This is a genomic window from uncultured Roseobacter sp. (assembly GCF_947493125.1).
Lineage (GTDB): Bacteria > Pseudomonadota > Alphaproteobacteria > Rhodobacterales > Rhodobacteraceae > Roseobacter.
In genome coordinates, this window is record NZ_CANLQB010000001.1 from 556,730 (window position 1) to 577,662 (window position 20,933).

Annotated in this window: 20 protein-coding genes and 3 tRNA genes; 14 read left to right on the forward strand and 9 right to left on the reverse strand. The window is 61.0% G+C overall.

The window, feature by feature from the left end:
• Positions 1–81 precede the first annotated feature (81 nt).
• The 9 genes from Q1A71_RS02735 (at position 82) to Q1A71_RS02775 (ending at position 7,140) form a co-directional block, all read left to right on the forward strand.
• Entirely contained in the window at positions 82–882 is an 801-nt protein-coding gene (locus tag Q1A71_RS02735; RefSeq protein WP_299671483.1) for a DeoR/GlpR family DNA-binding transcription regulator, read from the forward strand.
• 168 nt (positions 883–1,050) lie between these two features.
• A complete protein-coding gene (locus Q1A71_RS02740) occupies positions 1,051–2,097 on the forward strand; it encodes an extracellular solute-binding protein (RefSeq protein WP_299671486.1) in 1,047 nt (348 codons plus the stop codon).
• Complete coding sequence (locus Q1A71_RS02745; RefSeq protein ID WP_299671488.1) at positions 2,094–3,176, forward strand: ABC transporter ATP-binding protein; 1,083 nt, start codon at positions 2,094–2,096, stop codon at positions 3,174–3,176. Before Q1A71_RS02740 ends, Q1A71_RS02745 begins: the two co-directional genes overlap by 4 nt.
• Complete coding sequence (locus tag Q1A71_RS02750; RefSeq protein ID WP_299671490.1) at positions 3,173–4,105, forward strand: ABC transporter permease; 933 nt, start codon at positions 3,173–3,175, stop codon at positions 4,103–4,105. Before Q1A71_RS02745 ends, Q1A71_RS02750 begins: the two co-directional genes overlap by 4 nt.
• Entirely contained in the window at positions 4,102–4,917 is an 816-nt protein-coding gene (locus Q1A71_RS02755; RefSeq protein ID WP_299671494.1) for an ABC transporter permease, read from the forward strand. The genes Q1A71_RS02750 and Q1A71_RS02755 overlap by 4 nt, the downstream gene beginning before the upstream one ends.
• A gap of 699 nt (positions 4,918–5,616) precedes the next feature.
• Positions 5,617–5,706 (forward strand) — tRNA-Ser (locus Q1A71_RS02760).
• 228 nt (positions 5,707–5,934) lie between these two features.
• Positions 5,935–6,120 carry a hypothetical protein gene (locus Q1A71_RS02765; protein WP_299671497.1) on the forward strand — a complete coding sequence of 62 codons (186 nt, stop codon included), beginning with the start codon at positions 5,935–5,937 and terminating at the stop codon, positions 6,118–6,120.
• Positions 6,121–6,132: 12 nt separating this feature from the next.
• Positions 6,133–6,591: a hypothetical protein gene (locus Q1A71_RS02770; RefSeq protein ID WP_299671500.1), complete on the forward strand. Its 459-nt coding sequence runs from the start codon at positions 6,133–6,135 to the stop codon at positions 6,589–6,591.
• 372 nt (positions 6,592–6,963) lie between these two features.
• Positions 6,964–7,140, forward strand: coding sequence for a hypothetical protein (locus Q1A71_RS02775; RefSeq protein ID WP_299671502.1), 177 nt, complete (start codon positions 6,964–6,966; stop codon positions 7,138–7,140).
• 96 nt (positions 7,141–7,236) lie between these two features.
• Here Q1A71_RS02775 and Q1A71_RS02780 read toward each other — a convergent pair.
• Both Q1A71_RS02780 and Q1A71_RS02785 read right to left on the reverse strand, forming a co-directional pair.
• Positions 7,237–7,311: transfer RNA gene (locus tag Q1A71_RS02780), tRNA-Asn, on the reverse strand.
• 81 nt (positions 7,312–7,392) lie between these two features.
• On the reverse strand, positions 7,393–8,304 hold the full coding sequence (locus Q1A71_RS02785; protein WP_299671504.1) for an MBL fold metallo-hydrolase: 912 nt from the start codon (positions 8,302–8,304) through the stop codon (positions 7,393–7,395).
• Between the two features lie 48 nt (positions 8,305–8,352).
• On the opposite strand from Q1A71_RS02785, the gene Q1A71_RS02790 reads away from it, so the two are divergent.
• A complete protein-coding gene (locus Q1A71_RS02790; RefSeq protein WP_299671507.1) occupies positions 8,353–9,678 on the forward strand; it encodes an ATP-binding protein in 1,326 nt (441 codons plus the stop codon).
• Between the two features lie 8 nt (positions 9,679–9,686).
• Here Q1A71_RS02790 and Q1A71_RS02795 read toward each other — a convergent pair whose 3' ends face one another.
• Entirely contained in the window at positions 9,687–10,424 is a 738-nt protein-coding gene (locus Q1A71_RS02795) for a hypothetical protein (RefSeq protein ID WP_299671510.1), read from the reverse strand.
• Between the two features lie 317 nt (positions 10,425–10,741).
• Positions 10,742–10,818 (reverse strand) — tRNA-Ile (locus Q1A71_RS02800).
• A 130-nt stretch (positions 10,819–10,948) separates the two neighbouring features.
• Between Q1A71_RS02800 and purM the strand changes: the two genes are divergently transcribed.
• From purM to rnd, 3 genes are all read left to right on the forward strand, one after another.
• Positions 10,949–11,995, forward strand: a complete 1,047-nt coding sequence (purM, locus tag Q1A71_RS02805; protein WP_299671512.1) for a phosphoribosylformylglycinamidine cyclo-ligase — start codon at positions 10,949–10,951, stop codon at positions 11,993–11,995.
• On the forward strand, positions 11,992–12,585 hold the full coding sequence (purN, locus tag Q1A71_RS02810) for a phosphoribosylglycinamide formyltransferase (RefSeq protein WP_299671514.1): 594 nt from the start codon (positions 11,992–11,994) through the stop codon (positions 12,583–12,585). Before purM ends, purN begins: the two co-directional genes overlap by 4 nt.
• 97 nt (positions 12,586–12,682) lie before the next feature.
• Entirely contained in the window at positions 12,683–13,843 is a 1,161-nt protein-coding gene (gene rnd / locus Q1A71_RS02815; RefSeq protein ID WP_299671517.1) for a ribonuclease D, read from the forward strand.
• Positions 13,844–13,850: 7 nt separating this feature from the next.
• Here rnd and Q1A71_RS02820 read toward each other — a convergent pair whose 3' ends face one another.
• Entirely contained in the window at positions 13,851–14,366 is a 516-nt protein-coding gene (locus Q1A71_RS02820) for a hypothetical protein (protein ID WP_299671519.1), read from the reverse strand.
• Between the two features lie 124 nt (positions 14,367–14,490).
• Here Q1A71_RS02820 and Q1A71_RS02825 point away from each other — a divergent pair, with 124 nt between their 5' ends.
• Entirely contained in the window at positions 14,491–14,901 is a 411-nt protein-coding gene (locus tag Q1A71_RS02825; RefSeq protein WP_299671522.1) for a SufE family protein, read from the forward strand.
• Positions 14,902–14,976: 75 nt separating this feature from the next.
• Here the strand turns inward: Q1A71_RS02825 and Q1A71_RS02830 are convergent, their stop codons facing one another.
• From Q1A71_RS02830 to Q1A71_RS02845, 4 genes are all read right to left on the reverse strand, one after another.
• Positions 14,977–15,615, reverse strand: coding sequence for a DUF1638 domain-containing protein (locus tag Q1A71_RS02830; RefSeq protein ID WP_299671524.1), 639 nt, complete (start codon positions 15,613–15,615; stop codon positions 14,977–14,979).
• Positions 15,616–15,685: 70 nt separating this feature from the next.
• On the reverse strand, positions 15,686–16,384 hold the full coding sequence (locus Q1A71_RS02835; RefSeq protein WP_299671527.1) for a B12-binding domain-containing protein: 699 nt from the start codon (positions 16,382–16,384) through the stop codon (positions 15,686–15,688).
• A 215-nt stretch (positions 16,385–16,599) separates the two neighbouring features.
• Entirely contained in the window at positions 16,600–19,740 is a 3,141-nt protein-coding gene (locus tag Q1A71_RS02840; RefSeq protein WP_299671530.1) for an efflux RND transporter permease subunit, read from the reverse strand.
• Positions 19,740–20,846, reverse strand: coding sequence for an efflux RND transporter periplasmic adaptor subunit (locus tag Q1A71_RS02845; protein WP_299671533.1), 1,107 nt, complete (start codon positions 20,844–20,846; stop codon positions 19,740–19,742). The genes Q1A71_RS02840 and Q1A71_RS02845 overlap by 1 nt, the downstream gene beginning before the upstream one ends.
• Positions 20,847–20,933: the final 87 nt, after the last annotated feature.

Genomic DNA, 20,933 nt, shown 5'->3' on the forward strand with positions numbered 1-20,933 from the left:
ACAGAATAACTGGATTTGCCACATGTCTTTCGATATGTGTCATTTATACAAGAAACGCAAGTCGTCACCGAAAGTTTGGAAATGAAAGACACAGCTTCCCAAGGGTACATCAGCCCGCGCCACGAAAAAATACTCGAGATGTTGTCGCGGGAACGGATTGTTGAGGTCGCACAGCTTGCGTCTGAGTTCGGGGTATCGGCGGTCACAATCCGGTCGGATCTTGAGGCGCTTGACCAGCGCCAGTTGCTACGACGGATTCGCGGTGGCGCCATGTCAATCCAGCCAGCGCGGTTCGAGCGGCCCCTTGAGCTTCCAAGTCAAAGTTTCGGCGCACAGAAGGAGCGCATCGGCGCGCTTGCTGCGCGCATGGTTCGCAATGGCGAGACGATTATACTGGACGCTGGGACGACGGCGCTCGCGATGGCGACCGCCATGCCTGAGGACTTGCGCAATGTCGTGGTTATTACGAGTGCGCTTGATATCGCAATTTCCCTTGAGAATCATCAAGGTGTGACCGTGATGGTGACTGGTGGAACGGTTAAGAAAACCGGACGCAACCGGCACGCGCGGTCGTTGATTTCACCGTTCGCCAGCCTTCTGCTCGCCCAGGTCAACGTGGATTGCGCTTATTTGTGCTGTGCCGGAATTGATGTGGAGCGGGGGTTTACCAATGCGCATTTCGAAGAGGTTGAGGTCAAGCGCGCCATGCTTTCAGCGACCCGCCGCGCCGTCATGCTGGGGGATCATGGCAAGCTGGGACATGTCGCGGGTGCGCGAATCGCGGGTCTTGAAGAGATTTCGAGATTGGTGACGGACAAAGGTGCGGAGCCTGCACACGTCCATGCGCTGCAGGCCGCTGGCCTCGATGTTGTGCTGGCGTGATATGTCCCGCGCCTAATTTTTGGAGATTTTTGCCTTTGTTTTAGTCAGTTTGGCGGGGCTCTGTTCTGCGAGGCGAAGGATTTGCGAAAACTTTCGAAATTTATTGATACGAAATTTTGTGCGGCTAAGATGTCTAGATAACTCGAACAACACCGAAGGGAGTACGCAATGAATTTGAGTAGACGCTCTGTGCTTGGCGGGCTGGCGGCCGCAACGGCGCTTTCCTCTCCAGCAGTCCTGCGGGCCGCGACGCGCGAACTGGTCATGGTCGGATATGGCAATGCCTCCGATGCCCCACTGATCGCGGCGGGCGAAGAACTCGGACGCCGCAACGCCGGCGTCTCCTTGCGCATCATTGGCGGTCTCTCGGCGGAGGCCCTGGCACAGATCAAGGCCGCCAGAGGCAATTCCCCTTATGATTTGGCGGTCATGGGCTCTCCGGCGATTGTCAATGCGCTGGCCGAGGACGTTCTTGTTCCTCTCGATTTCTCGAAGATCCCCAATGCGCAGAATGTCAATGCAAAGTTCCAACCTTACGGATATGATGTGGGCCAGCCGATCTGGTTCGAGGGTATCGGCATTGCATATGACACCACGAAGGTCCCCGAGCCGCCCAAGACCTGGAAGGAGCTTTGGAGTGGCGACTATACAGGACGGATAGGCATGTGTCGGCCGCAGTCCAACCTCGGTCTCGGTGTGCTTGCTGCAACATCTGAGGCCTTTGGCATGCCGCAGGATGATATGTCTTTTGCTCTCAAGAAATGGCAGGAATTGGATCCGCTCGTCGGTCGTAGCCCGCCGTTGCTGCAGCAAATGATTGAGCGGGGCGAGGTGGATCTTGCGCCACTCTGGCATGTGAACACGTCGCTGGCCGCTTCATCCGGCCTGCCGATTGCCTATGCTAAGATCACCGGCCCAGGCCCGCTCATGCTGCCGACCAACATCGTGCACTTCGTAAACACCGCCGACGGCACGGCGGACTTGGTGCATGAGTTCGCGGACATCCTGCTTCAGCCAGATATCCAGACTATGGCTGGAAGCGCGCCGATCACCTTTGGCACTGTGGTCAATGGCATTCCGGTGCCTTCAGAAGCTGCTCCCTATGTTCCGTCGACGGAGGAAGAACTGGCCAGTACGACATCGCTCGATTGGCAATCCTTCGCGCCGCTTCGAGGCGAGACGGTTGAAAACTTCGATCGGATGTTTGCCGCATGATGCACCAGCATCCGCGCACAGCGTCCAAGGTTGCCTCATCGGTCCCAGTGCTTCGCATTGGGGCCGTTGGCAAGCAATTTGGCGCGACCAAGGTTTTGGAGAAGTGCTCGCTTGACGTCGATGAGGGCGAGATTGTGACATTGCTCGGACCTTCGGGATGCGGCAAGACCACGCTTTTGCGCTGCATCGCGGGCTTTCTCGATGCGGATCAGGGAGATGTCCGGATCGACGGCCAGGATATGGGGCCGATCCCGGTCAATCGTCGGCCCGTCGGTGTGGTATTTCAGAGCTATGCCTTGTTTCCGCACATGACTGTTGCGCGCAACGTAGCTTACGCGTTGAAAATGCAAGGTATACGCGGCGCCGAGGCTGACAGGCGCGTGGCCGGAGCGCTGGCTACAGTGTCTCTTCAGGACTTTGGTGATCGATATCCGTCGCAGCTCTCAGGTGGGCAGCAACAGCGCGTTGCGATCGCACGTGTCTTGGTCATGGAGCCCCGGGTGCTTCTGCTTGACGAGCCGTTCAACGCGCTGGATGCAAAACTCAGAAGCTCTATGCAAGTAGAGTTGCGCCAACTGATCAAACGCCTTGGGCTTACGGCCATCTTTGTGACCCATGATCAGGAAGAAGCTCTGACAATGAGTGACCGGATCGCCATTATGCGTGCAGGTCGCATTGAACAGGCTGCACCACCTGATGAGATTTTTGATTATCCGGCGACGGCATATGTGGCCGATTTCATCGGTACGTCCAATTTCTGGAAGGCAAGCGCTGCAGGAGGCACAGTGCCTCTTCCTGATGGTCAGCGGCGACAGACTGAGCACAGCGGAGATGTTCAGATCATGGCACGCCCACACAACCTCAAGCTCGCCGAACCTGAAGCAGGTGAATGGCGCGGTCACGTCCAGTTCCACCGCACAATAGGTGCATTGATTGAATATCATGTCGAAACGTCGGACGGTGTGCTCTTGCAGGTCGCAACGATGCGTCAGGAGCGCGCGGCACCATTTGATGATGGCGCCGCAGTGAGTCTGCACATCATCGATCCAACATATTGCGCCGTGTATCCTGCATCATGACCGACGCAGCAGTCCCACAACAAATCTCCGGGCGTGGGCTTGGCGAGCGGCTCATAGATGCCCTGCTGTCAGGCCGGGGCATCTGGCCCGCTGTGCCGGCGATCATTGTTCTGATGGTCGTGGCTGTCGTGCCCTTCGTCATCCTTTTGTCACTGGGGTTTTCGAATATCGTCGTCTCTCGTGGTGAGATCGTTTCTCAAACATTTTCGTTGGCGCATCTGACGAACGCGCTGACCGATCCTCTCTATTGGACGACGTTCCAGCGCTCTCTGAATTTGGCGTTGACGACGACGCTGTTGTGTCTCGTCTTTGGCTACCCTGTTGCGTACCTATTCCTTGTCGGTGGCAAGTGGACGAAGCGCGCAATCCTCATTCTGACGATTGCTCCCTTGCTGACCAGTGGCATTGTGCGGACATATGCTTGGTTGGTCATTCTTGGTGGCCGTGGTGTGGTCAACTCAACCTTGATGAACCTTGGCCTGATCGATCAGCCGCTCAGAATCATGAATACGCATTGGGCAGTTCTGATTGGAATGGTACAAATCCATCTGCCGGTGATGATCCTGCCCTTGATCGCGGTCATGAGCCGGCACGACAGCCGCTTGGTAGAAGCATCGGCCAATCTTGGCGCATCTCGGTTGGCAACCTTGCGGACAATAGTCCTGCCGCTCAGCGTGCCCGGAATCGGCACCGGAGCCGCTCTTGTCTTTACGTTGAGCTATACGACTTTCGTGGTGCCGCAACTTTTGGGGGGCGGCAACTACCTGAACGCCGCGACGATGATCTACGAACAGGTCGTATTTTCTCTGGAATGGAGCAAGGGGTCTGTCAGTTCGCTGATCCTGATGGTCACATGTTTGATCGTACTCGTGGCAATAGCGCTTGTAACCAATCATTTCACGCGCTGGACAAAGGGGAGGGACGCATGACCGCACTCAGGAAATACTCGCTCGGCGACATTTTCGGTGTTGGGCTCATTTTTGCTGTAGGCTTGTTTACCCTTCTGCTGTTGGTTGCGCCATCTATCATTGTTGTCATCATTTCGTTCGACACCCGGGCCTTTGTCAGTTTCCCGCCGGAAGGTTTTACGCTGCGCTGGTATGCCGAGGTCTTCCAGCAAGGCGAGTTGGTGGAGGCAATGGCGAACTCGCTTCAGGTCGGCCTGACTGTGACGGTGCTGTGTATATTGCTGGGTGTTCCCACGGCGCTGGCCTGTGCACGCGGTCGGTTCAAGGGGACGACTGCTCTGTCAGTGTTCGTCCTCGTGCCACACATGGTGCCCGGGATCGTTCTTGGTGTCGCTGTTCTTTTTGCTGGAGCATTGGTGGGTGTTTCACCATCAATTTGGCTGCAGTCGATCTCCATTACGGTGTTCATTCTCGCGGTTATGGTCCGGACCGTGCAGAGCCGTCTCGTACGACTTGATCCGGCGCTTGAGGAGGCCGCCGCCAATCTCAGGGCAACGCCATTCCAAAGTCTGCGCACCGTAACCTTTCCACTGTTGATGCCTGCCATCCTCGCCGGGGCCGTTTTCACCTTTGTGGAAGGGTTTGACAACTTGTCAGTTGCGATATTCACGCACGGGTTCCGCGACCGGCCTTTGCCAGTGGAGCTTCTCGCTTTGGTCCAATATACGAGCTCCCCGCTTGTGGCGGCGGTCTCAGGAGTCCAGATCGTTCTCGCAATAGCAGCGCTGATCGCAGTGTCTTTGAGTATTGGTCTCGACAACGTGAATGAATAGGTTCCTGCCGCGCGCGGTGTCCATGTATCTTGGAGGTGATCTCGCCACCCGACTGGTGTGGCGTTTCGTGTTTTCGAACGCTGGGATAGATCAGACTTTAAGCGGTTTCAGCGCCACCCATGCAAGTACGAAACCCTCGGGCGATCTCAGGAACAGTTTTTTGCTTTGGTCACACTCTGGGGGTCGAAAGTGGCTGTGGCCCTATGCTCTTCGAACAGCGCCGGAACGCTGCATTCCACCCATAACACCGAACTCCGACCATCTGCAGCTCATGCATTCCCGCCCATTGGTCATGACGCAGACTTGTGTCGGATTGAGGACGCAAGAGCAAAAATGGCGGACTGGCGCAGAGACCACAACAAAGCCCGACCCATAGCGCAATCGGGGCCAAACAACCTATCTCGCTCGTCAACGATTCAGGAGCCAACGAACCGCCCTGAACTCAGCTATCCGGAAAATCTTCAACCCGTTGGTCCGACAAGGGGGAGCAGTGCAATGGGTGATGGACCTTCCCAAAGGCCGGAGGGAAGTCATGTTCCGGTCACTCGTTCGCGCCTCTGTCAGCACTTGCCTTTGTTCTCGGACGGATGGTGAACGACGACTGGTCGTTTGTGTCCGATCTTGGCGATTGATGTGGAATTTCGAATACAGCCAATTTCGCCTTGTAACTCCGACGAGTGCGAGGCTATACCCCTCGGCGGAGACGTGGCCGAGTGGTCGAAGGCGCTCCCCTGCTAAGGGAGTAGGCGGGAAACCGTCTCGAGGGTTCGAATCCCTTCGTCTCCGCCATTTTCCCATTTTGGCTAAAACTCTGAAAAAACCTAAATGGTTCAGATGCTTGAGGGGTTCGAACGCCCTCTTTTCGGGAATGGGCCAAACCTTCCAAGAAAGACGAGACGCAAGACTACCAGCACCCGCCAGCCGATGGCTTCGAGCTCTTGCCGGGTTTCGCTGTCCCGCTCGACGCTTCGGGCGAGCTTGGGCTTCCAGTAATGGGCGCTTCAACCCATCGCTTCCATGATCGCGCAGGAGGCAAGCGAGAAGCTGGGACAGACCGTCTCTCTGGACTGCATGCGCCCCCTGCAGGCCTTCGCAGGCGGACGGGCCCGGGCGCTGACAGCCATTGTCGCGGCGCTGGCAGCTGCGAAGGAGGCTGGGGTGGATTCTGCTCAGGCGTTCAAACTGGTGGATTGGGACGAGTGAGGGGGATCTGCGATGACCGTTTCCTCGACGTTCACCAGGCGGCGGCGGATGAATATGGCCGGCGAGGTCGCCAAGGTGATACGGTTGGCGTTCGCCGCCGGCCGGATCACTACGCTGTTCGGCCTTGAGGGTGCTCTGCAAGCTGCTCTGCGCGCAGACCTCTGCCTGCGCGGCTGGCATTGGGTCGATGCTCATCAGGCGGCAACTGACATTGTTGAGGGTGCTCATAGCCTGCTTGGTGCCGACCGTCCTGACTGGTACGAGGGCCAGCCAGAGTACGTGATAGCTGGGGGCGTGCTTATCGCGCGGACGCGCTGCAAACGGTGTCACAAGAAACTCCCTGAAGGGCGCCTGAAATTCTGTAGCGGGCTATGCAGTTCGAGTGAAAAACAAGCTCTGGCCAAACTGCGGCTGGCATCCAGTGATAGAGCCGCAGACTTGGCCGTTCATATGGTCAGGAGGGTGCAATGATCGATATGCGACATACCTGCATCGGTTGTGGAGCAGAACTGCCAGATGACAGATACGCCGTACAGCGCGACTGGTGCGGCAAGAAATGCTACCTTCGAGACTACCACCGGCTTCGGAGCGAAGGCCACGCGGAGCGCCGACGCAACAGACCACCATGCCCCGAGTGCGGGGCGGAAATAACCGTAGAGCGCAGAGCGGGTACGATTTACTGCGGAAGTGCTTGCAGGAAACGCGCGTTCAGAAAGCGCATAAAGAAATCGACGGCTAGCTGCGCCAATATCTAAATGGCGGAAAATTGCCAATCGCTATTTGCGACTAGGGCGGCATGCCGGGCCGGCATACTTTCGAGGCGTCAAACGAAAGGAACCTGACATGACAAATCTGACGATCGATGCCCTGGACGAAATGAACCGCGCCCGCTCGCTGATCGAATTGGCCAAGATGGCCTGCCGATCAGACGATGAAGAACTGGAAGCGATTGCGAGCGGGCTCGCGGTTGCGGGTGATCATCTGGAGCGGGCAACGGCAAAGTTGCAATCCGCGACCTAAGGGGGACTTGTTCCCCTGGTGTTCCCCTGAGGGCCGCATGCCAAACACCTTCAAGACAGCGCGGCGCTGTAAGTTATTGCATTATCTTGAGGTTTTTGGCTCCGGCGGTAGGGATCGAACCTACGACCAATTGATTAACAGTCAACTGCTCTACCGCTGAGCTACGCCGGACCAATTCCGGCGATATAGCAGTGGCACTTTCTGTCGTCCAGTGGGTATTGTAGGAATTCGTGGATTTTGGAGATCGGGTCGCTATACCAAGTGGAAGAGTGTTTCCGCGCGCAGGGGGTCTTTCGGGGCTATCTTGTTTTTTCCTACCAAATCAATCAGATGCGCCAAGACGTTTCGCGTCGCAGCGGAGATCAGACCGGCGGGTGTATCACCATAGATCATCTGTGTGAGGCCGTGAGCATCGCGCGGACCCGCTGCGAGAGCATCCAGGATCGCGGCTTCGCGGGCGAGCCGATGCGAGATGAGCCAGTCCAACCGCCCCTGCGGATCCGGTACCACGTCACCGTGTCCGGGGTAAAAACATTGCCAATGGTGCCTTCTCAAGCGCCGACAGGAGCGCATGAAATCAGTCAAGTCACCGTCCGGTGGTGACACGAGGGAGCTGGCCCAGCCCATGACGTGATCTGCGGTAAAGCAAAGATTATCCCATGCCAGGCAGATGTGATTGCCGATATGGCCTGGTGTGTGCAACACCCGCAACCGCCATCCCGCGCCTTCTATCAAATCGCCGTCCGCGACTGTACAATCGGGATCGAACGCGTGGTCGACCCCTTCGCCACCACCCATGAGCCCGCTCTCGGCCAGCCGTTGCATGACCGCGGAGCGGCCTTTTTCGGCGGGGCCGAAACCGTAGATCGGTGCGCCGCAGGCCTCCTGCAGCGCCGCCGATAGGGGCGCATGATCGAGATGCGCGTGGCTGACGATGATATGGCTGATCCGTTGCGCAGGCCCCAAGGCGTCGAGGATGGCATCGAGATGCGCGGTGTCCAAGGGGCCCGGATCAATCACCGCAATATCACTGTCACCGACGAGGTAGGTGTTGGTGCCGCGATAGGTCATCGGCGACGGATTCGGGGCGAGAATGCGCCGCAGACCCGGCGCGAGAACTTCAGGGCGGCCCACGGGTGGATCGAAGTTGTCCAATGACAGCATGGCCATTCGCTCTTTCTAAAGGGCAGGGGCGCAGATAGGGTCTAGCGCATGTCTTTCCTCTGGCTCAAACACTATATGCCGCGCAGCCTGTATGCGCGCGCGGTCCTGATCCTTCTGTTGCCTGTTGTCGTCCTCCAATTGGTGGTCACAGTCTTGTTCCTAACGCGTCACTTCGAAGATGTGACACAGCAAATGACCACCACCGTGGCGCGGGAGTTGCGGCTGGTCCTCGATGTCGTCGATGCTGCGCCCGATCGAGCAACGGTTGGCCCATTTGTAGCCGAAGCGTTGTCTGAGCTTGCCATGACGGTGGAGCCGGTGTCTCCCACCGACGTTCCGTCGGCCAATCTGCGGGGTTTCATGGATTTTTCCGGTCGCGTCATCCTTGCGGTTCTGCCGGCGCAGGTACAGCAGCTTTCGCGGATCGACCTGACCGAGAACCGCCGTGTACATGTCTATGCCGAGAGCGAGAACGGACCTGTCCGGGTCAGCTTCGACCGGCGCCGCATCTCGGCGTCCAATCCGCACCAGCTCTTCGTGAACATGATCTTCTTCGGCGGCCTCGTGACCGTGATTGCGATCCTCTACCTACGCAACCAACTGCGCCCGATCAAGCGGCTCGCCAGCGCGGCGGAAGCATTCGGGCGGGGGCGGCACGAGCCGTATAGCCCGGCGGGTGCCCTCGAGGTGCGAGCTGCCGGCAATGCGTTTCTCGACATGCGCAACCGGATAGAGCGGCAGATCGAGCAGCGCACGTTGATGCTGTCAGGGGTCAGCCATGATTTGCGCACGCCGCTGACACGGATGCGGCTCAGCCTGTCGATGCTGGATGAGGAAGAGCGCGCCGCACTCGAGCAGGACGTGGATGACATGCAGGGGATGCTCGACGCCTTCCTCAATTTCGTGAAAGGAGCAGGGGAAGGGGATCCGGAGCCGATCGAACCCCATTCCTTTGTCGCCGGCATAGTCGAGGATGCGCGCCGGGCGGGCCGCGACGTGACCCTGATGCCGCCGGAGGGAGACGGCGAGGGCACGGTGCAGCTCAATGGACTGGCGATGCGACGTGCGTTGGACAACCTGATTTCCAATGCGGTGCGCTATGGGGCGATGGCTGAAGTGTCGGTCATGTTGACCGAGAAAACCCTGCGAGTGCGGGTGGAGGACGATGGTCCGGGCATTCCCGAACACCGGCGCGCGGAGGCGACGCGGCCCTTCACGCGGCTGGATGCTTCACGCAATCAGGACCGGGGCGGTGGGGTCGGTTTGGGGCTGGCAATCGCCACCGACATAGCGCGCGCGCATGGTGGTGTTTTGCGGTTGAGCACGTCGGATCGGCTGGGCGGGTTGCGCGCGGATATCGTGATTGCGCGCTGAGCTTCGCGTCAGCGGTCTCGCTTGCGGACGAGGGCAAGTCCGCCGAGCGCGCTGAGCAGCATCCACGCCGTGAGCGGTAGGGGCACCGGGCTAAGGGCAGGAGTATCCGGATCGGGCTCTGTGCCTCTGGACCCGGTGTCGGGGCCCAACCCCGTGCCAGCGGGATCGCCATCGCCTGGAGGGCCGAAGGTGGTCGGCACAAGTCGATCACCGCCTTCGCTGGAACCGCCGCTGCTGTCACCGCTAGATCCGCCTGAGCCGGAACCACCGGAGCCGGAGAAGAACGGACCTTGCGGTGCAGTTGTGCGCAACGCCCAGTCGAGCGGACCGGCCAGGCCGGCCGGCTGTGCAGGCGAGCGCCCGCCGGAGACCTGACTACCCAGGATCGGGGCCCAGAACTCCGTCCGTGATGTCGGACCAGGGTCAGAGATCTCATCTTCGAAACTGACGATCTCTTTCCGGCAAACGTCGGCGTAGCGCGAGAAGTATTGCTCCCACTCCTCGGGGCTGGCAGGGCGGCCAATCAATTCGGCTAGGCGGAAGGGCGTAAGCGCCTCATCGCAGGGCTCGGGCAAGCAGGTGCGGGGGAGCCGCAGTCCCTTGCCGGCCGCAAAGAAGGCAAGATCGATATCGTCCTCGGCAATGCAGTCGCCACCCAAGGGGTCCTCACGCAACAATTCTGCGAGGGAGAACCCCCCCAGCCGATCACTTTCGATATCAGGAAGATCGCTTATAGTGCGCGCCACAGAATGGGCCGGGGCCAAGGCCGTACAAGCCAGCGCCATTGCAGTTAACAGTTTTACTCGCACACCAAACACGGGCATTGCCCCACAGAAACCAGAGAAATTGTTACTCAACAGATGCTTCGGCCATAACACGTGTCGAAGCGGCCTCATTTCTAACACAAATTGTTCCGAATGTGTCCGAATTATGAAGAATTGGTAAAGATATGTTTTGTTTATAATCAGAGTGTTGCCTGGGTTCCCGCCCAGGTTGGGTCATAATCTGGGCCTGCCATGCCACAGAAAAACCCGATTCGTCCGGAGGTCTTGTGAAGGGGGGATGGTAGGCCCGGCAGGACTTGAACCCGCAACCAAAGCGTTATGAGCGCTCTGCTCTAACCAATTGAGCTACAGGCCCGCCACAGATGCTGGGTACGGTGCGCTGCTGTCCGCGTCAAGAGGTGCCGGGTGCGTGTGCTAGTCATTGCAAGCGGTCGGTGAATGCTCTAACCCGCGGGCATCCGACCAGCGGCGCGAAGGACCCTGCCATGACATTGCCCAAGAACGGGATCACCTATGCGGATGCGGGTGTCGATATTGATGCGGGCAATGCGCTGGTTGACCGGATCAAGCCAGCGGCGCAGCGGACCAAAAGGCCGGGTGTTATGGCGGGCCTGGGTGGTTTCGGCGCGCTCTTCGACCTCAAGGGTGCGGGGTATTCCGATCCGATCCTCGTCGCGGCCACGGATGGCGTGGGCACCAAGCTGCGCATAGCAATCGACACCGGCCATGTGGATGGCGTCGGCATCGACCTGGTGGCGATGTGCGTGAATGATCTGGTGTGCCAGGGGGCGGAGCCGCTATTCTTTCTGGATTATTTCGCCACCGGAGCGCTTGACACCGACAAAGCGGCGCGGATCATCGAAGGGATTGCCGCGGGCTGTGAAGGTGCAGGATGTGCGTTGATCGGCGGGGAGACCGCCGAGATGCCGGGCATGTATCCTGAGGGAGATTTCGACCTCGCGGGTTTTGCCGTGGGGGCCATGGAGCGCGGGGCGGATCTGCCTGCGGGTGTGGCCGAAGGTGATGTGTTGCTGGGGCTCGCATCGAATGGTGTGCATTCCAACGGCTACAGCCTGGTGCGAAAGCTGGTCGACATCTCCCGTCTGGAATGGGAAGACCCGTGCCCCTGGTCCGACCAGTCGCTGGGTGCCGACCTTCTGACACCGACGCGGCTTTATGTGCAGCCCGCGCTGGCGGCGATCCGGGCGGGGGGGGTGCATGCGCTCGCCCACATCACGGGCGGAGGTCTGACCGAGAACCTGCCGCGGGTTCTGCCCGACCATCTGGGCGCCGAGATTGATCTCGACCGCTGGGCACTGCCGGAGGTGTTTCGCTGGATGGCGCAAGCTGGCGGTATCGCGCAGCCGGAGTTGCTGAAGACCTTCAACTGCGGCATCGGCATGATCTTGGTGGTGGCTGCGGAGGCGGCGAAGGCTCTGACCGACCAGATGATCGAGGCGGGCGAGACCGTCTACCGCATCGGTGCGGTCACGAAGGAGCCGGGCGTGCGCTACCAGGGCCACCTGCTTTGACCAAACGCGTGGCGATTTTCATTTCCGGCGGTGGGTCGAACATGGTCAAGCTGCTCGAGAGTATGACCGCGGATCACCCCGCACGCCCCTGCGTCGTTCTTTCGAACAATCCGCGGGCGGCAGGGCTGGAACGGGCCGAGGCACGCGGCGTACCGACCGAGGTGGTTCGGCACCAGCCGTTCGGCAAAGACCGGGACGCCTTCGAACATGCGATCACCGGCGCGATTTCGGAGCATGCGCCCGATATCATCTGCCTCGCCGGGTTCATGCGCAAGCTGACGGCGGGTTTCGTCGACCCCTGGCGCGGGCGCATGCTGAACATCCATCCCTCCTTGCTGCCGAAGTACAAGGGATTGCACACGCATCGCCGGGTGCTCGATGCGGGCGATGCCTTGCACGGCTGTACCGTGCATGAAGTGACGCCTGCGCTCGATGATGGGCCGATCCTTGGACAGGCGCAGGTGCTGGTGCTGCCCGATGACACCGAGGATAGCCTGGCGGCCCGCGTTTTGGTGCAGGAGCACCGTCTTTACCCCACGGTTCTAGAGCGCTTCGTGCGCGGGGACCGGCGCCAGGTTCTGCTCACATGACCCGTGCGGATGGGGTTCTGGCCAAAGCAACAGACCTCGTGTAACAGTCCGTGCACGGGATATGACTGATATACGCGAAGAAAAAAGAAACGCCCGCATGAAAACACTCACAACGACCGCGGAGTTGGCCGCCTTCTGTACAGAGGCAGCCACGCATGACTACGTGACGGTCGATACAGAGTTCCTGCGGGAGCGCACGTATTATTCCAAGCTCTGCCTGATTCAGCTGGCGATGCCGGGGGACGACGACAGCACCGCGGTGCTGGTCGACCCGCTGGTCGACGGCATCTCCCTGGAACCGCTCTACGATCTCTTCCGCGATACCTCGGTCGTGAAGGTGTTTCATGCCGCCCGGCAGGATCTGGAGATCTTCTATGTCGATGCCAAGGTCTTTCCCGAACCGCTCTTTGACACGCAGGTGGCGGCCATGGTCTGCGGCTTTGGCGAGCAGGTGGGTTATGAGACGCTGGTGCGGCGGATCGCAAAGAAGTCGCTCGACAAGACATCGCGGTTCACCGATTGGTCCAGGCGTCCGCTGACAGCCGCGCAGAAGAGTTATGCGTTGGCCGATGTCACCCATCTGCGCGAGATCTATGAGTTTCTTGCGCGCAAACTGGAAGAAACCGGGCGCAGCCGCTGGGTGCGCGAAGAGCTGACGGTTCTGACGAGGCCGGACACTTATGTGGTGCGTCCCGAAGAGGCTTGGCGGAGGGTCAAGACCCGCACGAACTCGCCCAAGTTTCTGGCGATCGTGCGTGAGCTGGCCGCCTTCCGCGAAACCTTCGCCCAAGAGCGGAACATTCCGCGCAATCGGGTCTTCAAGGACGATGCACTGGTCGAGCTGGCCTCCAACAAACCAAAGACGGCGGAAGAACTGGGCCGCTCGCGGCTGCTGCTGCGCGAAGCGCGGCGCGGTGACATCTCCGAGGGTATTCTCTCCGCGGTCGCGCGCGGCGTGAACTGCCCGCAGGAGGAGATGCCGAAGCCGGACCGTTCGCGTGACAAGCTGCAGGTCAACCCCGCGCTGGCCGATCTGCTGCGCGTGCTGCTGAAGGCCAAAACCGAGAGCGCCGGGGTTGCCGCGAAACTCATCGCGCCAGCGTCGGATCTGGATGCAATCGCCGCGGGTCTGCGAGACGTCTCGGCGCTACAGGGGTGGCGCAAGGAGGTCTTCGGTGCGGATGCGCTGCGGCTGTGCGATGGCAAGATCGCGCTGGCCGCCGACGGATCGGACGTGCGGATCGTCGCGCTGGATTGAACTCTGTTTAGCGCCGCGTCTGCAGGGCGTTACGCTCCGCTTCGACGCGGATGGTACGGGCGCCGGCGAGGGTCTGGTCGGTGACCTTGCGCGCCACGATCACCTCTCGGGTTGCAGGTGCTCCCTGCGGTGTCCCGACGCGCGGGACGCCTTCCAGCCGGTAGGACAGAACCCCATCCACCGCAGTCTCCTGATCCGAGACCGGCGTGAGCCGGACGTCATAAATGCCCTGGACGGAGGCCACGCCGGTGGCGCGGATGATGGCCCCTCCCGGGACGCGTTCAATCACGAGATCGCTGACCGTATCAATCGGCTGACCGAAATAGGCGTCTCGGTTCCGGTTGGAACTGAACAGGCCTGTGCGGGTCGGGATCAGCGGATTGGTCTCTTCATTGGCGAGTGTAACCGGCGCGGGCTCGGCGCGGCCAAACCAGTTGAAGGGGTTGACGCGGCTGTCGCGGAACCCCCCGCAGGCCGACAGCACCAGGGTCGAAACCAGAAGAGCGGAAACTGTCTTGCGCATGGAGCCTGCCATCAAGTCTTGTTTCTGTTGGAGTATCCCATCTGAGCCGCCTTGAAAAGCGCCAAGGTGGGCTGGACCTTTCACACCCCGCAGCTTACCTCAGCTTCAAAGAATGAGGGATGCAATGGCGCAGGCAGAGTTTGAGGAACTGGTCGAGGATTTCGAATTCCTGGAGGATTGGGAAGATCGCTACAGGCTGGTGATCGAAGAAGGCAAGGCCATGGCGCCGCTAGATGCAGCGCTGAAGGTGCCCGCGACCAAGGTGGAGGGGTGCGCCAGCCAGGTGTGGCTGCACGCCGTCACGGAAGGTGGCACCCTGCACTTCGATGGTGAGAGCGATGCAATGATCGTGAACGGGCTGATCGCGGTGTTGCGCAAGCTCTACAACGGTCTTCCGATGTCGGAGGTCCTGGCCGTGGATGCACGCGCCGAGATGGCACGGCTGGGCCTGAACGATCATCTGTCGGCACAGCGGTCGAACGGATTGCGTGCGATGATCGAGCGGATCCGGTCGATCGCTGCTGCCGAAGCGTGATCCGGCGGAGGCGCCTGCGGCGCCACGCTACTCTGGGCAAAGTCCGGTGGGACTTTGCGGATCCGTCCGACCCTCTCAGAGTTTGGCGAGCGTGGTGGCGAGATCGCCGTATCCCGTGAACCGGCGCTCGAAGGCGAGGCCCAGGAGATCCGCGCAGGCTTGGGCTTTGGCCGTCAGGTCGGGGTCGTCGGTCTGCGCCTGATAGACCAGCTTTTCATAATTGCCGAAGTACATGTCGCGCAGTTCCGGATGGCGATCGAGTCCCATGGGTTTGATCACGAAAGCCTCGAATTGGCGCACGAGGAAGTCGGTGAGGTAGAAGGTGGTGAATTCGGTTTCGCTTTGCGCGGCGAAGCGGTCATTGCCTTCGAAGAAGGAATAGCAGTGCGGGCCCGCGACCATTTCGACGCCCAACTCCTTGCAGGCTGCCTCCAGCAACCCGCCGGTGCCGCAATCGGCATAGACCACGAAGATCTGATCGTAGGCATCGCGATGCTTGGAGACCGCTTCGCGGACGCTTTCGGTGATTTTTTCTGGGTAGAGATGGTACTTGGCGGGCAGGCAGGTCAGATCGAGGTGGCTCCAACCATTCGCAGTTTTGAGGTCGAGGATTTCCCGCGCCAAAGCACCACAGGCAATCAGCAACACCTGCCCGCGCGGGGTGTCGATTGGCAGCCCGGTTTCGGTCAAGGCGGTGTCACTTACTTCCCGCATAACGCCCTCTCAGAAGCAGAAGCCTCAACCCAGGCGCCGGAGCAGGCTTTCAACGCCGTGCGCGCTGGGGTCAGGCGCTTTTCTGGTTATGCTTGCGACCGACCCATTCCTTGGCGGTTTCCACCGCAACGGCCGCATCCCGGCAATAGGCATCGGCACCGATGGCCCTGCCGAATTCCTCGTTCAAAGGTGCCCCACCGACGAGTACGATGTAGTCATCCCGGACACCCTGCTCGACCATCGTGTCGATCACAACTTTCATATAGGGCATCGTGGTCGTCAGCAGGGCGGACATACCGAGGATATCAGGCGCTTCAGTTTCTAGCGCCTCCATGTATTTCTCAACCGCGTTGTTGATGCCCAGATCCACGACCTCGAAACCTGCGCCTTCCATCATCATACCGACGAGGTTCTTGCCGATGTCGTGGATGTCTCCCTTCACGGTGCCGATCACCATCTTGCCCACACGCGGCGCACCGGTTTCGACCAGCAGTGGTTTCAGGATGGCCATGCCGCCCTTCATCGCATTGGCCGCCAGCAGCACCTCGGGCACAAAGAGGATCCCGTCACGGAAGTCATGGCCCACAATGGTCATTCCGCCCACAAGCGCCTTGGTCAGGATGTCATAGGGTTGCCACCCGCGTTCGAGCAGGATATTGACGCCTTCCTCGATCTCTTCCTTGAGACCGTCGTAGAGGTCGTCAAACATCTGCTGGACAAGTTCATCGTCGTCCAACTCCGACAGGATGATTTCGTCTTCGTCCGACATAGGGGCAATCCTTTATCGCTGCCCCGGCGCGCGGGGTGTGGCCTTTCGTCCGTTTTGACAGATCGCGTGTAATGCACTGTCCAAATAGCGACACGACGCTAACGCCGTGCGACCATCTGACGCGAATTTTATCGCGCTGGAAGAGCACTCTACAAGGGGTTGCGCGCCAGAGCCGTCCGAAATCTTTTCATAAAGATATAGAGGTTAAGCGCAGGTTACTCCGCCGCCTGGACGAGATTGAGGAGCGGCTGCGGCTTGTGTCGGCGCGTCTTCGCGGGCGTCCGCTTGTTGGCATAGAGCAGCGCAAACATCGGTGGCGTGAAGTAAAACGAGACCACCGTCGAGAGCAGCACGCCACCCGCGACCGACATCGCAAATGGGGGCCAGAAGCCACCGCCCGCGAGGATGAGGGGCAGGAACCCCCCGAAGGTCGTGATCGTCGTGCTGATGATGTGACGACTGGATCCCATCAGCACGGCCACCATCGCATTCGCGTCGCCTGCGCGCGCCTCGGGATCGTCCCGCAGGCCCGTCATGATGATGATAGCGGCGTTGATCGAGACCCCGATAGAGCCGATCACGCCGATGATGGCATTGATGCCGAAGGGATACTGGAAGACCGCCAGCGCGAGGAGACTGAGCCCGGCGGAGAGCACGCTGACCACCAGGGCGATCGCCGAGAGCCGGAAGGAATTGAAGGTCATCACGATAGCGGCAATGGACAGCGTGACAATCAGGCCAAGCGAGGCCAGCAGATTGCCCATGGTTTCGGCGCGCGCGTCACTGTCGCCGCCGATCTCGAGCCGGTAGCCCGCGGGCAGGACGAACCCTTCCGCCGCGAGGGCGGCCTGCACATCGACCAGCGCCTCTTCGGGCAGCACGTCACGCAGGATGAACGCCTGGATCGTGTTCACACGCTCGGCGTTGCGGCGGGTGATGATGGGCTCGCTCGGCATGAGGGTGAGATCCGCGATGGCCGAGAGAGGCACGCCAGGAAAGCTGCCCTCGGCAGAGAGTGCGGCGGCGCCCGGAGGCAGCAGGATCATATCGGCGATGGCCGTTAGATCGCTGCGGGTCGCATCGCCGTAGCGCACCCGCACGGGCAGCTCTTCGGGACCTTCGAGCAGCGAGCCGCCCGCCACCCCTTCGAGACCTGCCTCGAGCTGTCGGGAGATGTTGGCGAGGTCCAGCCCCAGCTGGCGGGCCTTCGCTTCGTCGATGTCGATGCTGACCTCCGGCGCACCGGTCGTGACGGTGCCGCGGGCGAGAGTCACCATGTCCACATCCGTCACGATGCGGCGCACCTCGGCCCCGATGTCGCGCAGGGTGGCGAGGTCGGGCCCGACGATGCGCAGTTCGACCGGTGCGTCCACCGGGGGCCCCTGAACCAGCCCACGCACCAGCACCTGCGCTTCCGGAGCGACGCCGTCGATCTCGCGCTCGAGCTGGGCGATAAGTGTCTCGGTCGCCTCCGGCGAGACCGTCGTGATGAGGCCTTCGGCAAAGCGGGCGGCGTTGTCGCGGCCGCCGGCCATGTTGTAGTAGAAGGCGGGTGCCGATTTGCCGATGACCCAGGAACTCTGTTGCGTCTCGGGTGCATCACGCAGCAGCGTATCAAGCCGGGCAACCACATCAGCGGTCTGGCCAATGGCCGCGCCGGGGCGCAGGTCGACCTCGATGTGGAACTGGTCCCGGTCAACGCCGGGGAAGAACTGCGCCGTCAGCAGTGGCATGGACATGAAACCCAGCACCGGCAGCACCAGCGCAAAGGCCACCGAGCGGACCGGGTTTTGCACCGCCCACCGCAGGCTGGCCGCAAAAGCGCGCGACAGCGCAGGTAGTCTTAGGCCCGAGGTCAGAATGCCGCTCTTGCCCGACGCCGGCATCAGCCAGCCCGCGATGGCCGGCGTGAGTGTGACGGCGACCACGAACGACCACATCAGCATGGTGACGACGGCAATCGCGATGGAGCCGACGAAGTCACCAGCTGGACCAGGCAGCAGGATCATCGGCGTGAATGAAAGCGCTGTTGTGACGGTGGAGGCGAAGAGCGGTGCAAGCAGCCTGCGCACCGCACCGCGGACGGCGGAGAGACGGGCCTCTCCGCGCGCGATCCGTTGCCCCACTTCGTCGGTCATCACAATGCCCGCATCGACAAGCAGGCCAAGCGCCACGATGAGACCGGTGACCGACATCTGGTGAATCGCAAGGCCAATGATGTTCATCGTGGCCAGCGTCGCCAGCGATACGATCGGCAGGATCAGGGCGACGATCAGCGCGGCGCGGACACCCATGGTGATGAGCAGCACGCCCACCACGAGCGCCACACCAATGGCCATATTGCCGCCGACCTCGGCCAACCGTTCGGCGGTGTAGCGACTTTGATCGAAGATGAGGGCGGCCGTCATGCTGTCCGGAACGACCGTCTGGAACGCGTCAAGTTCGGCCACGATCCGCTCCATCCAGACATCGACCTGCAGCCCGTCTTCCAGCTTGGCGGCCACCAGAACCGCGGGCGCGCCGTTGTGCAGCGCCTGTTCTGCGAGGGGCAGGCGTGGCCCGCGGCTGATCTCGGCGATGTCGGAGACCCGGGTGACCTGACCGTCGGGGCCTTCGCGCAGGATCATGTCGCGCACACGGCCAAGCGCGGTGATGTCGCCCGAAATGTCGAGGATCAGCTCGGTGTCGCTACTGCGGAGCCGCCCGGCCTGGCCCTTGCTGTCGGCACGGGCGATGGCCGCGGAGACGTCGTCCGCCGTCAGCCCCAGAGCGGTGGACTTGATCGGATCGAGCGTGACCAGCACCTCTTCCTCCGGGGCGCCGAAGATATCCACTTGTTTGGTACCGGACGTGCTGCGCAGGGCATCGGCAAGGGTTTCGGCATACCGCCCCATGATCGAGAGCGGCACATCGGCATGATCGGCAGACAGAGCGATGATCGCGCCAAAGGTGCCTGCGCCGTCCGAGGAAAACTCAGGTGTCAGCGCGCCTGGCGGAAAATTGGCCTCGGCATCGCCAAGGGCGTCGCGGATTTCCGACCAGACCTGTTCGATCCGGTCATCCGGCAGCGTGTCCAGCAGGTCGACCTGCACAATGGAAACACCGGTGGCCGAGGTGGAGTTGATCTCGTCGACCTCCGGGATCTCGCGCAGCTCATCTTCGATCTCGGCCGTGACCAGTGTTTCAACCCGCGCCGGATCGGCACCGAGGTAGGGGGTGGTGATGGTGGCAAACAGATTGGTGATCGTGGGGTCTTCCTGCCGCCCAATGGCCAGCAGGGCCGAGAGGCCCGCCGCGATGACAACCAGCAGCGCAAGAGCGACGATGCGGGGCTCGCGGAAGGTGAGCGTTTCCATCAGCTCGCTCCGCTTGCCAGAGCGACCGTCTGACCAGAGACAACGCGATGGGGCCCGTCGGGGATGAAACGCATGCCGTCGCTAAAGGTGCCCCGGACATAGGCGCGCGCGCCATCAGAGAAGAGCACCTCGACCGCCTCTGTCCCAACCGTCAGATCCTCGGCCTTCTCCGGAAGGGTCAGGAGCTGCCAGAGGCCGCGTGGGGCATCCTGCAGCGCTGAGACCGGCACCCAGGCCCCGCGCTCAGCCACATATTGATCCAGCACCAATGTGCCGATGTCGCGCAGCGGCGGCAGATCACCGTCTTCGAAGTCCAGAAGCACCGTGCGGGTGCGGGTCGCGCCGTCAAGTTCGGGCAGGACGGAATGAAGCGTCAGCGGATAGCTCTGTCCGGCAAAGCGCGCCTCGAATGCGGCTGTACCGGACAGGGTCTGCACGACATCCGGCGTTAATCCGACACGGAACTGCTGTCCGCCCGATTCGACCAGCGAGAGGACCGCTTGGCCGGCCCCCACAGCGCTGCCTGTATCGACCTCGCGGCTGGCGATCATCGCATCGAAGGGCGCGCGCAGCTCGGATTTTTCCAGCTGCAGCGCGACGGAGACAAGGCTGGCGTCTATTTCAGAAATCCGGGCCTCCAGCTCTGCTAGGCGCAGGGCCACGTCATCCACGGCCTGATTGGAGGCAAAGCCGCGCTCGCGCAGCTCCGCCTGACGATCTGTGGTCCGGCGGGCGAGCTCAGCCTGTGCTTCCAGCGCGCGCCGGGAGGCAAGGAGGCGGGTTTGATCCGCTTCGATCAGCCGGGTGTCGAGCCGCGCGACCAATGCGCCTTGTGTGACCGTGTCGCCTTCATCCACGGCGAGGGTTGCAACGGTGCCGCCTTGCTCAAAGGCCATGGTGGTGCGCTGTGCCGCCTGGATCTGGCCGGGGAAGTGGCGTGTGATGCGGTAGCCGTCTTCTACCGTCAGCCGCGCGGTGGACACGGTCATGGGCGCCGTGGCGGCTGGCGTGTCGACGTCTGCCGCGCGGTCAGCCAGGACCATTTGCCCAAGGATCATCAGGCCAATGGCCAAAGCGATCGCCAAAAGGGTGAAGACTAAGGTCATTCCCTGTCGTAGGATGCGATGCCAGAACGGTTTTTGCGGGGTTGCCGGAGCGGTCATGCGGAGCCTCACTTGCGAAGTAAGTATCAC

Coding starts and splice junctions, on each gene's coding strand:
- Q1A71_RS02755 (WP_299671494.1), top strand. CDS start 4,102: ATGACCGCACTCAGGAAATACTCGCTCGGCGACATTTTCGGTGTTGGG.
- Q1A71_RS02765 (WP_299671497.1), top strand. CDS start 5,935: ATGATCGCGCAGGAGGCAAGCGAGAAGCTGGGACAGACCGTCTCTCTG.
- Q1A71_RS02840 (WP_299671530.1), bottom strand. CDS start 19,740: ATGGAAACGCTCACCTTCCGCGAGCCCCGCATCGTCGCTCTTGCGCTG.
- Q1A71_RS02835 (WP_299671527.1), bottom strand. CDS start 16,384: ATGTCGGACGAAGACGAAATCATCCTGTCGGAGTTGGACGACGATGAA.
- rnd (WP_299671517.1), top strand. CDS start 12,683: ATGAAAACACTCACAACGACCGCGGAGTTGGCCGCCTTCTGTACAGAG.
- purM (WP_299671512.1), top strand. CDS start 10,949: ATGACATTGCCCAAGAACGGGATCACCTATGCGGATGCGGGTGTCGAT.
- Q1A71_RS02785 (WP_299671504.1), bottom strand. CDS start 8,304: ATGCTGTCATTGGACAACTTCGATCCACCCGTGGGCCGCCCTGAAGTT.
- Q1A71_RS02845 (WP_299671533.1), bottom strand. CDS start 20,846: ATGACCTTAGTCTTCACCCTTTTGGCGATCGCTTTGGCCATTGGCCTG.
- Q1A71_RS02830 (WP_299671524.1), bottom strand. CDS start 15,615: ATGCGGGAAGTAAGTGACACCGCCTTGACCGAAACCGGGCTGCCAATC.
- Q1A71_RS02735 (WP_299671483.1), top strand. CDS start 82: ATGAAAGACACAGCTTCCCAAGGGTACATCAGCCCGCGCCACGAAAAA.
- Q1A71_RS02790 (WP_299671507.1), top strand. CDS start 8,353: ATGTCTTTCCTCTGGCTCAAACACTATATGCCGCGCAGCCTGTATGCG.
- Q1A71_RS02820 (WP_299671519.1), bottom strand. CDS start 14,366: ATGCGCAAGACAGTTTCCGCTCTTCTGGTTTCGACCCTGGTGCTGTCG.
- Q1A71_RS02740 (WP_299671486.1), top strand. CDS start 1,051: ATGAATTTGAGTAGACGCTCTGTGCTTGGCGGGCTGGCGGCCGCAACG.
- Q1A71_RS02745 (WP_299671488.1), top strand. CDS start 2,094: ATGATGCACCAGCATCCGCGCACAGCGTCCAAGGTTGCCTCATCGGTC.
- Q1A71_RS02750 (WP_299671490.1), top strand. CDS start 3,173: ATGACCGACGCAGCAGTCCCACAACAAATCTCCGGGCGTGGGCTTGGC.
- Q1A71_RS02825 (WP_299671522.1), top strand. CDS start 14,491: ATGGCGCAGGCAGAGTTTGAGGAACTGGTCGAGGATTTCGAATTCCTG.
- Q1A71_RS02775 (WP_299671502.1), top strand. CDS start 6,964: ATGACAAATCTGACGATCGATGCCCTGGACGAAATGAACCGCGCCCGC.
- Q1A71_RS02770 (WP_299671500.1), top strand. CDS start 6,133: ATGACCGTTTCCTCGACGTTCACCAGGCGGCGGCGGATGAATATGGCC.